General features: G+C 42.3%; 11 protein-coding genes. 10 read left to right on the top strand and 1 reads right to left on the bottom strand.

The window, feature by feature from the left end; translation table 11 throughout:
* The first annotated feature begins 19 nt into the window (after positions 1-19).
* The 7 genes from RE418_RS22990 to RE418_RS22960 all read left to right on the top strand — a co-directional run bounded on the left by RE418_RS22990 (position 20) and on the right by RE418_RS22960 (position 7,911).
* Entirely contained in the window at positions 20-1,009 is a 990-nt protein-coding gene (locus tag RE418_RS22990) for a glycosyltransferase family 1 protein (RefSeq protein ID WP_072070336.1), read from the top strand.
* 4 nt (positions 1,010-1,013) lie between these two features.
* Entirely contained in the window at positions 1,014-2,471 is a 1,458-nt protein-coding gene (locus RE418_RS22985) for an MOP flippase family protein (RefSeq protein ID WP_049295287.1), read from the top strand.
* Between the two features lie 11 nt (positions 2,472-2,482).
* Positions 2,483-3,442, top strand: a complete 960-nt coding sequence (locus RE418_RS22980) for a polysaccharide pyruvyl transferase family protein (RefSeq protein WP_072070337.1) — start codon at positions 2,483-2,485, stop codon at positions 3,440-3,442.
* The gene (locus RE418_RS22975; RefSeq protein WP_089180708.1) at positions 3,369-4,436 is read left to right on the top strand and encodes a glycosyltransferase family 2 protein; all 1,068 of its coding nucleotides are present in this window, start codon (positions 3,369-3,371) and stop codon (positions 4,434-4,436) included. Before RE418_RS22980 ends, RE418_RS22975 begins: the two co-directional genes overlap by 74 nt.
* A gap of 5 nt (positions 4,437-4,441) precedes the next feature.
* Positions 4,442-5,635 carry a cellulase family glycosylhydrolase gene (locus tag RE418_RS22970; protein ID WP_089180709.1) on the top strand — a complete coding sequence of 398 codons (1,194 nt, stop codon included), beginning with the start codon at positions 4,442-4,444 and terminating at the stop codon, positions 5,633-5,635.
* Positions 5,636-5,662: 27 nt separating this feature from the next.
* Positions 5,663-6,808: a glycosyltransferase family 4 protein gene (locus RE418_RS22965; RefSeq protein WP_049295289.1), complete on the top strand. Its 1,146-nt coding sequence runs from the start codon at positions 5,663-5,665 to the stop codon at positions 6,806-6,808.
* A gap of 98 nt (positions 6,809-6,906) precedes the next feature.
* A complete protein-coding gene (locus RE418_RS22960; RefSeq protein ID WP_049295290.1) occupies positions 6,907-7,911 on the top strand; it encodes an acyltransferase in 1,005 nt (334 codons plus the stop codon).
* A 50-nt stretch (positions 7,912-7,961) separates the two neighbouring features.
* On the opposite strand, the gene RE418_RS22955 is transcribed toward RE418_RS22960, so the two are convergent.
* A complete protein-coding gene (locus tag RE418_RS22955) occupies positions 7,962-9,029 on the bottom strand; it encodes a glycosyltransferase family 1 protein (protein ID WP_089180710.1) in 1,068 nt (355 codons plus the stop codon).
* 528 nt (positions 9,030-9,557) lie between these two features.
* On the opposite strand from RE418_RS22955, the gene RE418_RS22950 reads away from it, so the two are divergent.
* The 3 genes from RE418_RS22950 to RE418_RS22940 all read left to right on the top strand — a co-directional run bounded on the left by RE418_RS22950 (position 9,558) and on the right by RE418_RS22940 (position 15,744).
* Positions 9,558-12,197 carry a DUF4214 domain-containing protein gene (locus tag RE418_RS22950; protein WP_089180711.1) on the top strand — a complete coding sequence of 880 codons (2,640 nt, stop codon included), beginning with the start codon at positions 9,558-9,560 and terminating at the stop codon, positions 12,195-12,197.
* A gap of 390 nt (positions 12,198-12,587) precedes the next feature.
* On the top strand, positions 12,588-14,360 hold the full coding sequence (locus RE418_RS22945; protein WP_025302175.1) for a type I secretion system permease/ATPase: 1,773 nt from the start codon (positions 12,588-12,590) through the stop codon (positions 14,358-14,360).
* A 52-nt stretch (positions 14,361-14,412) separates the two neighbouring features.
* Positions 14,413-15,744, top strand: coding sequence for an HlyD family type I secretion periplasmic adaptor subunit (locus tag RE418_RS22940; RefSeq protein WP_025302176.1), 1,332 nt, complete (start codon positions 14,413-14,415; stop codon positions 15,742-15,744).

Here is a 15,744-nt window from a genome sequence, read left to right as displayed (position 1 = left end):
AATTAATTTGAGGTGGTTAATGGGAAATGTTATATTTGATAGCCGGTGGATCGGGGAGCATGGAATAGGTCGTTTTGCAAGGGAGGTATATTCTGCAATAGACGGTTTGGAAAAAATAAAGCTGAATGGTGATCCAGCGAGTAAATATGATAGCTTTAAACTCACACAATACCTGAGTAAAAACAGTGGGTATTTTTTTTCACCAGGATACAATTCGCCATTGTGTTTCTTGGAACGTTGCATTATTACGATACATGATTTAAATCATATTGATGTCGCGCCTAATACGACACTACTTAAGAAAATTTATTACAATACTATTCTTAAAAATACATGTCGGAAGGCCGCAAAAATATTCACTGTGTCGCAGTTCTCAAAGGCCAGGATCTGTGATTGGGCAGGAGTAAGCGCCGAGCAGGTCGTTGTTGTTGGCAATGGTGTTTCACCGTCATTTCATTCCCAAGTTGAAAGCTTTGGCACTAATCGGCCCTATATCCTCACTGTCAGTAATCGTAGAGCTCATAAAAATGAGATGAAGGCTTTACAAGCATATGCAAACTCGCGTCTTGTAAAAACTCATAACTATATATTTACTGGACTTGTTAGTTCCGAACTTGCCTCAGAATTGAACAGACTTAGAATAACGGATAAGGTACTGTTTACAGGGAAAATAACTGATGATGAATTGGCAACGATATATAAAGGTGCCTCGTTATTATTTTTCCCTTCTTTATATGAGGGTTTCGGCTTGCCGGTGATAGAGGCTATGGCCTGTGGTACTCCGGTGATAACATCTAACAGTACTTCTTTAAGCGAGATAGCAGGTGGCGCTGCATTACTTGTCGATCCTCAGAACATAGACGAAATGGTCATTTCATTAGAAAAAATTATTGACTCTCAGTCTTTAGTGAAAGAATTAAGGATACGAGGTTTTTCACAAGTCAATCAGTTTTCCTGGGAGAAAACAACAGACAGAATACGCAAAGAATTGAAAGAGATAGTTGGATAAAAATATGGGATTAAAAGCAAAAGCGTTTAATGGAGCAAAATGGACCGCATTCTCAACTGCTTGTATTGTGGGTATCGGTCTGTTACAGATGGCAATCTTAGCGAGACTCATAGGACCAAAGGAATTTGGTTTGCTTTCCGCAGCCATGGTTATTATTGCTTTAGCTGATACTCTTTCAGATTTTGGAATCTCAAACTCTATAATACAAAAAAAGGATATATCTCAAGATGAACTAACCTCTCTTTATTGGTTTAATGTCGGAGTGGGTTTTCTTGTTTTCCTTATTTTTTTCGTCTGTGGTAAGCAGATAGCTGCCTTTTTAAACCTTCCGGGGTTAAATAAACTAATTGAGTTAATATCGATAGCATTTTTATTTATACCTCATGGGCAACAGTATAGAGCGTTACTGCAGAAAGAGTTGGAGTTTTCGATAATAGGAAAGGTTGAGGCGATAAGTTTTCTGCTAGGATTTTTATTCACAGTTTGCATTGCTTTCTATTATCCATTTGCAATTTCGGCAATATGGGGGTATCTAATCAATGCGGCATCGAGAACAGTTTTGTTTTATGTTCATGGTGTTAAAATGTATAAACCCACACTTTCATTTTCACTTTATAAAATTAAAGGGAATTTGAAATTTGGTGCTTACCTTACAGCTGATAATTTGGTTAATTTCATCAATGTAAACATTTCAACAGTTGTGCTCGCAAAACTGTTAGGACCAATTGCAGTCGGCGGTTATAACCTGGCGTATAATATGACGGTAATACCACCGATGAAATTAAATCCAATTATAACAAGGGTTTTGTTTCCTGCATTCTCTAAAATTCAGGACGACATCGAAAAATTAAGGCTTAATTTTTACAAGTTGCTCTCCTTAGTTGGGATTATTAATTTCCCGCTTTTGCTTGGGCTGATGTTAGTCTCAGACAACTTTGTCTTGTTTGCTTTTGGTGAGAAATGGAAATTCATCATACCGACAATGCAAGTACTATGTGTGGTAGGTTTATTACGGTCCATTGGTAATCCTATTGGTGCATTATTAATGGCGAAAGCTAGGGTTGATATTAGTTTTAAATTCAACGTATTTAAAACTGTTTTATTTTTGCCCACATTGTATATCGGTGGTTTATATTACGGCGTGGAAGGTGTTGCGATAGGGTTTTTGATCGTTCAAATAGTTAACACATTCTTAAGTTATTTCATTTTAATTAAACCCGTTTTAGGTAATAGCTACAGAGAGTATTTGCTCAGTTTGTTGATACCTCTAAAAATTTCCCTGCCAATGTTAATGTCTGTCTGGTTATTTAAGTTTTTCATGGGGCACTATTTTAGTCTCAATAATACATTTACACTATTTTCTTCTATTGTTATTGGTGGTTTTATATTCGTAATAACTATTTTTTTATCATCTTCGCCATTGTTAGTTGAGTTAAAGAAGATAATCAAAGGAAAATTTTAACAGGCACTTTTATGAATAAAATGCACGTGTTGTACAAAGATCTTTTTACTATAAAAAATGTAGTTCCTAAAGGCAGCAAGATCATTTATCTGGATTTTCCTTTGCATCTAAATGTAGGAGATCTTTTGATTTTGAAGGGGGCTGAACAATTTTTCTTCGAAATGGAATATAATGTCGTTGCTCGCTATTCAGATCTTGGTTCACATCGATTTTTTAATGATTATAAGACTGTTCCTGACAATGTAACTATTATTTTACATGGTGGCGGTAATTTTGGTGATCTATACCCGGCGCATCAGCGACTACGAGAAAAAGTGATATCGAGCTATCCAAATAACAAGATAGTTATCCTCCCTCAGACAGTTCATTTCTCGAACGAAAGAAACATGCTTTCATCGGCCGAGATCTTCTCTAAGCATAAAGATTTACATATATTTTGCAGAGATACTCGTAGTCTCGATATATTGAGAAATTACTTCTCAAAGAAGACAGTCCTATGTCCTGATATGGCCCATTCACTTTACTATGCATTCCCTAAAAAAACCAATTCGAAGGAAAAAAATAATCCGCTTTGGATGCTGAGAAAAGATATTGAAATAAGTAAAATACCAAGTGGCTTGACTAAAGATAACTGTATAAAAACAGAAGACTGGATGGATATTTGCAATGGTAAAGATCGGGCTATACTGAAGTTATGTCATCATGGCGAGCTCGTTAATAACAAGCTTGGTTTCAGTCTTATTCCAGTTAATCTCATATGGTATAAATACACCGATGCATTAGTTCAACGCGTAAATAAGTATTTTATGGTTCACAGTGAGATTATAACGTCGAGAATGCACGGACATATCTTAGCATGCTTGCTTGGGATGAAAACGATATTAATAGATAATTCGTATGGCAAAAATTCCGGTTACTACGAAGCGTGGACAAAAGGAGTGGATGGATGTGAGATTGCAAATGAAGAGTGAAACTTCCGATATTGTAGATCTGACAATTGTAATTCCAGTTTACAATGTAGAAAATTATGTGTTTGAGGCTGTGCAATCTGTTATTAATTTGAATCCACGCCCGGCTCAGGTTGTAATTATAAATGATGGTTCTACTGATAAGTCTCTCGATATTCTCAATTCTGAATTTGCTAAATATGAATTTGTTGAGATTCATTCGACAAAAAATAATGGGTTGGGCGTTGCGAGAAACATAGGGACATCATTTGCTAGATGCAAATATGTTTACTATTTTGACTCTGATGATTTATTAGATCCTGGTCTTACAGCCAAGTTTTCTATGGTATTAAACGAAACCCCTGATCTTGAACTTTTCGTGTTCTCAGCTAAATCTTTTTACGATAGTGAAATCAGCAATACGAAGGATATACGTAAACTTCCTGATTACGCAAGAAACATGATAGCGCGATTCAATACGGGAGAGGAATGTTTTATAGCGCTATCAAAGCAGAAGAGGTTCTTTCCTAATGCCTGGATGTATATCTTCAAGAAAAGTATCATTGAAGACAACGAATTAAAATTTAAACCTATCATTCATGAGGATGAAGATTTTACACCACAACTTTTCTTTAAATCAAAATTGACCTACGTCTGTAATGACAAGTTCTTTCTAAGACGGATTAGAATGGGCTCCATTATGCAGTCACGGTTTACAGAAAAAAACATTATAGGATATATTGAATCTATATATTCACAAGGAGAGTTGTTTATGTATCCAGGATTAGAAAAGGATTCTAGAAGATTGTTGTTACAGAGGATTAGAGGGAATTTAATTAATATTTTAGCAATTAAAAGAAGTTCTAATTTAACATTGAGCAGTAAAGTTAACGTTCAAGTAACGGAGCTTTTTGATAAATATGCCACCGTATTAGAAAAAATCGCTGTTAATAACTTTATTTTTTATAAGATTATTAATATACCCATTAAAGCTTTAAGAAAGTTAACTTATAGGTAAAAATCATGAACTCCTCTAAATTAGGAAAATTTACTTCGATTCTAATGCTAATGGTGGTTGTACCGAGTTATGCTTTCGAATTTGGCGTAGGTGTCCATTTAAGAAGCTATGGAGAGGAGGCGAAAAAATATGTGGATCTTGTAAAGCAAAGTAACTTTAATGCGATAAGGGAGGACTTTACTTGGGATCAAGTTGAGAGAGTTCCTGGTGAGTATAGTGTTAATGGGAAGATGCGGAAAGTTGATGATTTCATTAATAGCTCCAGGAAGTACGATATCAACACTCTTTTAGTATTAGATTATGGAAATAAAAATATTACTGGCAGAAATTACCCTACCTCCGATGATGAAATTAAAAAGTTCGCGGATTATGCACAGTGGACTGCTGAGCGGTACAAAGGTAAAGTCAAATATTACGAAATTTGGAATGAATGGTTAGTTGGAAGTGGGGTCCCTAAGAATTTCAGCCGACCTGACGATAGTGTATACTTGAAACTGGTGAAGATAACGTCTATGGCTATCAGGAAAGTGGATCCTGAAGCCATCATTATTACTGGCTCTCTTAATCCTCTCGTTCATCGTGATAGAAAATGGATGCTGGATCTGATAAAGAATGGGCTATTAAATTATGTCGATGGAATCTCCTTGCATCCCTATTCCTATATGTTGCCAAACAAACAGTTAAATACGCCAAAAAATGCTATTTTAAACATATCCTCATTTGAAAATCAGGTTAGAAAAGAAGCAGGGAGAGATGTGCCGTTTTATATCACTGAAATGGGATATCCTACTTATTCAGGTGCTTCTGGAATTAGCGAGGTTGATGCGGCGAATTGGATTGTAGAATACTCGATATTGGCTAAGCAAACTGGCTATATTAAAGGCGTTTGGTGGTATGATCTAATAAATGATGGTAATAGTGCTGAAAATAAAGAGTTTAACTTCGGATTTTATACGCATGATCTTCAAGAAAAAAAATCTGCCGTGCAAATTAAAAAATTAGGGAGTGTTATCCGAAGTTCAACCTTATCTGCGCAAAGTGAGAGAAGCACAGTGCCTATGAAAAGTTATCAGTTAAGTTCTGAACCGCAGAGTAGCTGGTCTGTGTATAACTTGCAAAGTGATAATGGAAATATCACTATACGTTGCCCCAGTGTAGCAACAGATAATTCGGATTCTTTGTGTGAAATTAGTAAGTAAAATTTTAATATATAAGTTTAAGAGGTTATCTTGAATAATTACGATTTAGGAGTTGTTGCTGACTGGTTGGTCACTTATGCTGGTGCTGAACGAGTCATAAAAGAATTTGTTGATTTATATCCTGATTCTACATTGTACTCAATTGTTGACTTTCTCTCGGATAATGATAGAGCAAACTTTCACAATAAGAGAGCGATAACCTCTTTAATTCAAAGGTTGCCTCTCGCAAAAAGAAAATATCAGAATTACCTTCCCATGATGCCTTTTGCCATTGAGCAATTAGATGTTTCAAAGCACGATATAATCTTATCCAGCAGTCACGCAGTAGCCAAAGGAATTATTACAGGACCTAACCAGCTGCATATCAGCTATGTGCATTCACCTATTCGATATGCCTGGGATCTTCAACATCAATACTTGAAAGAATCTGGCTTAGATTCAGGGGTAAAGGGACTATTGGTTCGTTGGCTATTACATAAAATAAGGTTGTGGGATTACCGTACAGCTAATGGGGTTGATCATTTCATTGCAAACTCACGTTTTATTGCTCGGCGTATACAGAAAGTTTATGGCCGGCAGGCTGATGTGATTTATCCTCCGGTGTCTGTTAGAAATTTTGATGTTTGTGATAATAAGGATGATTTTTATCTCACCGCTTCGAGAATGGTTCCCTATAAAAAAATTGACCTTATCGTTGAAGCTTTTAGTCACATGCAGGATAAAAAACTGGTCGTTATTGGAGATGGTTCTGAAATGAAAAAGATAAGATCTAAAGCGACTAAAAACGTAGAAATAATGGGCTACCAAACTAATGATGTAATGAAAGAACATATGCAGAAAGCAAAGGCTTTTGTTTTTGCTGCTGAGGAAGACTTTGGCATTACACCTGTCGAAGCTCAAGCTTGTGGTACCCCAGTGATAGCCTATGGTCGTGGAGGCGCTCTGGAGACGGTTGTTTCGACAGCGCATCCTAATCCAACAGGAGTGTTTTTCGATAAACAAGATGTATCGGCAGTGGTCGAAGCGGTGAAAACATTTGAATCTTCGGCGAGTCTATTTGAGCCACAGAGTTGTAGGAATAACGCCATTAGATTCTCAGATGAACGCTTTAGGAATGAAATCAGCAACTATATAAACGATAAATGGGAATTTTTCGAAAATGAAAGATCCTGACGGTATGTAAGTTATTTCCTTGGCTTGTGTCGCTATAAAGCAGATTGTCTTTAGTCAGATGGTATTACCAGCCATAATTACATAGGGTAAGGTAGGAGATGCAAAGAAACAACATAGACCAAATTCAATGGCTGAGAGGTATTGCTGCCCTTTCAGTCGTATTTACACATTTGACGGCTAAGGCTTACTCCGTTGGAATGACTGATTTTTCTTTTACTAAAGGCAGTATAGGCGTAGATATATTTTTTATAATCTCTGGGTTTATAATGATGTATGTCTGTGACCGAAAAGAATACAAATTTCTCGCCTTTTTAGAGAATAGGGCTGTCAGAATACTTCCTCTCCATTATCTTTTGCTGCTCCCTCTTGTTATTGTATATATTATTAAGCCTGTTTTAATAAATAGTAGCTCTTCGGGTACATTTGTTTGGGAATCCTTTTTTCTTATTCCGGTAAGTGAAGATGGTTATGAGTATTTAAATCCTGTTGTTTGGACGCTGTGCTACGAATTCTTGTTTTATTTAATATTCGCGTCATTCCTTTTTTTGAAAAATATTTACTTGGTTTCTATGGGAACCATTTTTTCTATAGCAGTCATTGTTATTTTGGGTGGATGGTATAGGGGTAGTAATCCCTTTGTTGTTGGGGTTACAGACAGTATCTCTTTGGAGTTCTGTTACGGTATTATATTATATTTACTTTATAAGCATAACAAACTTTCTTGTAGTTCAGTTCTATTTTTTATCTTTTCTGTTGTTGCGTATTTCGCTTTAGCTAAGTTTCAGCTTCCCCGATTTATCAAAGATGGCATTCCTTCACTTTTATTTTTTATTTCTATCGTAAACATTAGAAACTTAGAACTTAAGTGGTTGGCCTTTTTAGGTGATATCTCTTATGAGATATACCTCTGCCATATCGTCGTTTTATCAGGGATCTATGTTGTGCTCAGCAAGATGAACCTAAACATTCTTTGGATGTATTATACTATATCTTTACTGACAATTATTCTTGTGGGTTATCTCATGAAGTCAATGATTTCTGATAGAGTGAGCTTGAAATTCAAGAGCGTAACTAAAGCAAGGCGGCAGTCAAACCCTATTTAAAATGGTTTATTATATGGCGGGTGTTTAATATCACCCGCAGCATTTCATGTTTAAACAAATTTGTTGATTATTTTTATTAACTCTTCCGCAGACTTCTCCCACGAAAATCTTCTTGTGTTTTTTAATCCCTTCTGACTTAAACTCCCCCTTAAATTTTCATCCATCATTATGCGATTAATTTTTTCACTCATATCTTCCAGACTGTGTGGATCGAAGTATAAGACACTTTCAGCCAAAACTTCAGGCATTGATGCAGCATTTGATGATATGACAGGGCAACCGCAAGACTGAGCCTCTAGAGGTGGAATACCAAACCCTTCATAAAATGATGGGAAAATAAATGCTGTTGCATTCTGATATAGGTTAATTAGTTCCTCGTCGTTGACCCTTCCTAAAAACTCTATATTATCTGAGTTGCACTCGAGTGCATATCCTTGCTTTGAAAACGATCTTGCTGTTTTTCCTATAATTTTTATTTTTATATTTTTGTTCTCAGGTGAAATTTGTAATGCCCTTTTAAAAGCACCAATCATACCATGATGATTTTTGTGATAGTTACGTGATGAAACTGATAATAAGTAACGATCGTCGTTAGGAGTTTCTGTTGTACTTGCGGGGCGAAACGACTCATCTGTTGCATTGTATACTACTGATATATTTTCCTTGGGGTAGTTATACGCGTTAACTATTTCTTCTCTTGAAAATTGACTCACAGTTATCAAGTGGCGTGAGGTTCTCAGTATGAATGGCATTACTATCTTGTAAAATATCAAGAATGCTACTGAATAACTACGGGGGTACTTTAAGTACGTAATATCGTGGTGTGTAACTATTTTGTTTCTGTAAAAAATAGGACCTGTGCTGCCTAAGTTTATTAAAAGTGGAGAGCCGTTTTTTTTCAAGAATAGGGGGAGTTCTACTTGTTCCCAAAAGTGTCCCTGACAGTTCCCTATAAGCTTTACGTTCAATTTTTTTCCTACAGATTCCCGTAGCACACCTGATGGACAAAGGAAGGTGATGTTATTAATTTTATTATTTAGGCTTAAGGATATCATTTCTGCAAATCTTTGAACCCCTGTCACCTCTTGCGTGAGAAATCGCGCATTAACATATATCATGATTTATACTCTGTAATTACATAACTGTGGTGTGCGTTTTTTATCACTAAGGAACTTTTTTTGTTCTTAATTAAAATACTGTATGGATGTTGAGTGATTTAAATTATTGATAAATATAAGTGCAATCGCATTGGATACGTCGTAATCTATAAATATAGTTAGTTATTTAATAATACTCCACCAAATTAGATGCTTGTTGAGTGCCTTTCCTATCTAACGTCTTGCTCTTCTTTATTCTATTTCAATACCATAGCATTCTGCACTTGTCTACGTGATTTCAATGAGACCTCCTTCGCCTTGTTAATTTCTATGGCACGTTTTTGTTTTTGTTTTTGTTTTTTAAGAATTTTTTTATTTGTAGTGAGTGTTTTTTTATTTTTGGTTGACAGTTGTTTTTTTATGGACTTTGCTTACTCAAGCATGCTTTGCATGTCTTTTGCTATTGAATAAGAGTTCATCGATGGTATCAGCTCTACTCTTATTCGAATTTTAGACTTTTAGTTAAACGTTTATCCTAAGGATACGATTATGGCCTCTCTAGCATACCAGAAGGAAGTTGCCGCAATACTTTATGCCGTTATGGGTAAAGAGACATACACAGGTGTTGTTGCGTTTGACGATGCTGCCTTGAAAATTGGCCATGGGCAGCTTACATATCAATCATATATAGATGGTCTACTTACTTCATCCGCTGGCCAAGCGTTGTACGGCAATCAAACTGAAGTCGAGATTTTGCAGTCTATTTATCAGAAAGTTTATGGTTCATCACCAGCTGTTAATGATTTGCAGCAAATACTAAATAATACTTCTTTGAGTAATGCTATTTTCAATGCAATAGACTCTCTTCTAAATTATCAAGGGTTTGATGCTGCAACGCTGCAGAGTCAGTCTGTTTTTGATGCCCATGTTGAACCTATTATTTATAAGTCTTATGGTTCGGCAGCATGGAACCAGTGGTCTGTCGATCTTGCTTCTCAAGAACGTGTTGCCTCAGTCTACCTTGCAGTGCCTTATCGCGGCATTGATGCTTTAGGATTGGATTCATGGACAACCTATTTACTCCAACCTAACAAATCGTTTGATCTTTTGATTAAGAATCTTTTGGGTTCTGTGGAATTCCAGAGAAAAGGTGCCCAGTTAACTGGTGATGATTTTATTAAGCATGTTTACTTTGGGGTTTATGGTCAAGATCCGACTGCGCAAGAGATTGCTATTTATAGTGGTTTGACAGATAAAGTAGCCATTACTTCGGCTATCATCAACGATCTGCGCAATTCAACGGCTACTGATGCGGCTACGATGACCCAGCAGCATGCGTTTGAATATGACATCGGCACCAGTCTGTTATACAAAACTGCGGCAACTCTTACGGCGACAACTGGAGGGGGGAATGCTACAAGTGCGGTAAACACTGGTTCTTCCCATCAAATCAGCAACGCCGAAACAGCGGTACTGACGAATGTTCAACTGAACGCCAATGCCGCCAGCACCGTGAACCTGAAGTTCGCCGACCATCTGGCGAATCTGACCATCAACGGCACCAGCGCAGCAACGGTCAACTTGTCTGACAATGGTGTTAATCCAGGTGTAGATATCACCGTGAATAACGGCAACGTCATCCTGAACGCCAGTTCGGGTGCGGATGACGTAGTTGTCACATCGACGGCCAACATCGCGACCGGTACCGCACAGTTCAACCTCGGCGCCGGCAACGACAGCCTGCACTGGGTGGGCAACGGGGTTTCCGGTGGGGCGAACACTGTCGCGAACACGGTTAAGGCTGATGGTGGTGCGGGTACGGACTCCATCTCCGCCAACTTCATCACCAAAACTGTAGTAACCAACCAAAACGCCCTGGGCGTTCGCACCAGTACCGTGACTAGCAACGCCAACAACTTCTCGAACTTTGAGAAAATTGACCTGACCGGCTATATCGGCAAGTCCGTCGGTACGCTGATTACGACTCCGCTAATCGGTTCACCGACCACCACCAGCGTCACAACGCCGACCCACACCTTTGACTTTGGCCTGACCAACGGCACATCTACGGTGGAAGGCACCACGGGCGGCACGGTTACGCAGAACGCGGCGGCCACCAACCTGGGCTCACAAGGTTTTGTGATCTCCGGTCTGGCTAACGTCAACGTCATTAACGCCGCCGGCGGCAACGCCGCGCAGTTGGAAGTGAAAGGGGACGCGACTTCCGCCAGTACGCTGAACTTCACCTTCGTGCAGAACGCCACCGATCATTTCAATATCAACTTTGATGCGGTGAGTTCTTCCAATGTGAATGCCGGCGCCATTACCCTTAACAGCAGCAGCAGCGCCTTGTTGGGCACCGCTCTGACCACGGTGAACGTGGCCTCAGGCGGTACCGGCAGCTTTGACAACATTCTGTCACTGGCCGGCACCAATGCGCAGGTTCAGACCATCAACGTGACCGGTGATCACGCGCTGGATCTGACGTTGGGCAGCGGTTTCAGCAACGTGCGTGATATCAATGCGTCCACCAACACCGGGGGGCTGAATCTCGACTCCAGCCATGGCGGTACCGGTGACGGTATCATCGTTCAATTGCTGAACATTCTGCCGCTGAGCGTCATTACCACCAACCTGTTGGCGCCGGTGTTGACGGCGTTGGGCCTGAACGGTTACCAGATGACCGTAGAAGGCTCCAGTGCTGCCGATACCCTGGGCGTGATTGGCAACACCACGCTGACCGGTGGCGCAGGTGCCAACACCTATGACATCAAGGCGAGTAACACGCAGGCGGGTGTGACCATCAAGGACTTTAATAGCCTCAAGGACTCGATTGTCGACGTGAACCATGGCGGCCTGACTATTTCCGATGACGCCAGCGGCACTGCGGTAGCGAACTACGGTACGCGCTCTGCCGACACGTTGGATGCGTTGTTGGGGACACTGGTGGGCGGTTTGACCAACGGCGTTATCGGCCTGTTGGGTGGTATCTTGGGTCTGGATAGCAGCAACTCGCTGACGGCGAAAGTGGGTGTGGCATCCGTTGTATTCAGCGGTGGCGGTAACACTGCAAGCTCGTATGTAATTATCGACAACAACGATAACCACACGCTGGACCTCAACGATACCGTGGTATACCTGACAGGGCAAAACCACCAGCAATTGGTGGATACTCTGCACTACGCGTAAGTATGAATTCCAGTGGGTTATAATGCCCATTGAAACTGTTAGTCAATCAATAATACGGGGTGTGTAAACACCCCGTATTCTTTGAAAATTGTGAACTACGTCATTATCTCTAATTTATTCCCTTTCGTACTAAACTCGCGTTGCCCTGTCTACTATTTACCTCACTGTTTTCATTTGTTTTTTTCTGTAGTTCGTGAGGCGATTTTTTTTGCTTACGGCCTTGCTGATATCCGCTTTCTCTACCTATAGTTAGAAAAAGTATCTGCAGTCTCGAGCATGTCTGGGGTGGGGGTTCTTTAGGATTTATTTTATTTTTCCCTTTTTAGGATTTTCCTTATAAGAGTCCAATGCGGATTTTGACTGACAGTGCACATGATGTAAGGGCAGAAAGTGAATCAATTTATACCGCGCAATGAAATTGCGGATGTTATACGGACTCGCAGTAAGGTTTTTTGGACCGTTGGCATATTTACCGCATTTATTAATTTATTAATGCTAGTTCCTTCTATCTATATGCTCCAGGTTTACGACCGGGTGCTTCCTTCGCGTAATGAAATCACGCTGTTGATGCTGACGCTGATCATGCTGGGCATGTTCGGCATGATGTCGCTGTTGGAATACGTGCGCAGCATGGTGGTGATCCGTATCGGCAGTCAGCTGGATATGCGTCTCAACACGCGAGTCTACACTGCGGCCTACGAGGCGAATCTGAAAAACGGTTCTTCTGACGCCGGCCAGATGCTGAGCGACTTGACCAATCTGCGCCAATTCCTCACCGGCAGCGCGCTGTTCGCCTTCTTTGATGCACCGTGGTTTCCGATCTATCTGTTGGTGATATTCCTCTTTAACCCTTGGTTGGGGCTGTTCGCCCTGGTCGGTGCACTGTTGTTGATCGCATTGGCGGTGATCAACGAAATGGTGTCGAAAAAGCCGCTGGCGGAAGCCAGCAAGCTGTCGATTATGTCCGGTACGTTGGCCAGCACCAATCTGCGAAATGCCGAAGTGATCGAGGCTTTAGGGATGTTGCCTAACCTGAAACGCCGGTGGTTCGGTCTGCACCAGCGATTCTTGAACAGCCAACGCATCGCCAGCGAACGCGCATCGCGGGTCACGTCGATCACCAAGTTTGTGCGCATGTCACTGCAATCACTGGTGTTGGGGCTGGGGGGGTGGCTGGCTATCGATGGGCACATCACACCCGGTATGATGATTGCCGGCTCCATTCTGATGGGGCGAACGCTGGCGCCGATTGAGCAGGTTATTAACGTCTGGAAGAGCTACAGCGCGGCGAAGCTTTCTTATGGCCGGTTGGTCAAGCTGCTGGAAACGCACCCGCAACGTGGTACCGGTATGTCCTTGCCGCGTCCGGAAGGGGTGCTTGCCGTAGAAGGCGTCACCGCCACGCCGCCGGGATCCAAAGGCGATGCGGTATTGCATAACGTGAGTTTTGCCATTCAGCCTGGTGACGTGCTGGGGATCATTGGCCCGAGCGCGTCGGGGAAATCGACGCTGGCTCGTTTGCTGGTCGGCATTTGGCCGGTCAGTGAAGGGATTGTTCGGTTGGATAATGCTGACATCTATCAGTGGAACAAGGATGAGTTGGGGCCGTATATCGGCTATCTGCCGCAGGACATTGAGCTGTTTGCCGGGACTATCGCCGAGAATATCGCTCGCTTTAACGAGATCGACTCAGAGAAGGTCATTGAAGCTGCTAAGTTGGCCGGTGTGCACGAACTGATCCTGCGTTTCCCGAACGGCTATGATTCGGTGCTCGGCAACGGTGGCGCTGGGCTGTCCGGTGGGCAGAAACAGCGTATCGGCCTGGCGCGCGCACTGTACGGCGACCCTTCGCTGGTGGTTTTGGATGAGCCTAACTCCAATCTGGATGATGCAGGCGAGAAAGCGTTGAACCAGGCCATTATGTTCCTCAAGCAACGTAATAAAACGGTGGTTCTGATTACCCATCGCACCAATTTGCTGTCGATGACCAGCAAGCTGTTGCTCTTGGTGAATGGCAACGTCAACGCGTTCGGCCCGACTCAACAAGTGCTTCAGGCGTTAGCCAATGCGCAAAAAGCGCAGACGCAACAGCCTCAGCAAGCGGTGAGGGCGGTAAATTCTGAGCCAGATGAAGGCAATATCCCAAAAACGCAAATTAATTAAGCCGTGAATTGCCTGATGGCTTTATTGCCGTCCGCAGTTTAAAGGAGTTGGTATGTCGACGCACATTGGCGAGCCGCAAGACTCGTATATTGAAGAGATCCCACAGGATGAACGGCGGTTTACCCGGATGGGCTGGCTGGTCGTGGGAATTGGTCTGTTCGGATTTTTGGCTTGGGCAGCGTTTGCGCCCCTGGATAAAGGGGTGGCATCACCGGGATCGGTAACCGTTTCCGGCAACCGCAAAACGGTGCAGGCACCGGCCAGCGGCATCATCAAAAATATCGCGGTGAAAGAGGGCGACAAGGTGAAAGCCGGTGAAGTCCTGGTGCAGTTGAGCCAGGTGCAGGCACAGGCGCAGGTCGATTCCCTGCGCGACCAGTACTACACCACGCTGGCCACCGAAGGGCGTTTACTCGCCGAACGCGATGGTCTGAGTAGCGTCACTTTTTCTCCCATTTTTACCCAGATCAAGGATCAGCCGCGTGTGGCTGAAATTATCGCGTTGCAAACGCAGCTGTTCGCTTCCCGCCGCCAGGGGCTGCAAAGTGAAATTGACGGTTATAAGCAGTCGATGGACGGGATTCGTTTCCAATTGAAAGGCCTGCAGGATTCACGCGTCAACAAGCAGATCCAACTTTCCAGCCTGCGTGAACAGATGAACAGCATGAAGCAGCTGGCTGCGGACGGCTACCTGCCACGCAATCGCTATCTGGAAGTTCAGCGTCAGTTCGCCGAAGTGAATAGCAGCATCGATGAAACTGTCGGGCGGATTGGCCAATTGCAAAAGCAGCTGCAAGAATCTCAGCAGCGTATCGATCAACGTTTCGCCGACTATCAACGCGAGGTCAGAACGCAACTGGCACAAACCCAAATGGACGCCAGTGAGTTTCGCAATAAGCTGCAAATGGCCGATTTCGATCTGGGCAACACCGCCATCACCTCACCGGTGGACGGCACCGTGGTCGGATTGAATATCTTCACTCAGGGGGGTGTCGTGGGAGCGGGTGACCACCTGATGGACGTTGTACCCAGCCAGGCGACGCTGGTGGTGGATTCTCGCCTGAAAGTCGACCTGATCGATAAGGTGTACAACGGGTTGCCGGTGGATCTGATGTTTACCGCCTTCAACCAAAACAAAACCCCGAAAATTCCGGGAACGGTCACGTTGGTTTCCGCCGACCGTCTGGTCGACAAAGCCAACGGTGAGCCTTACTACCAGATGCAGGTTACGGTCTCACCGGAGGGCATGAAGATGCTCAGTGGCGAGGACATCAAGCCGGGGATGCCGGTAGAGGTGTTCGTGAAAACGGGGTCGCGCTCACTGCTGAGTTATCTGTTTAAACCTATTTTGGATCGCGCTCATACTTCATTAACCGAGGAATAA

It is taken from the genome of Serratia sp. szju (assembly GCF_044594185.1).
GTDB classification, from domain to species: Bacteria; Pseudomonadota; Gammaproteobacteria; order Enterobacterales; family Enterobacteriaceae; genus Serratia; species Serratia bockelmannii.
The sequence above is the reverse complement of the archived record's forward strand: the minus strand, read 5'-3'. Positions and strand labels throughout refer to the sequence as shown.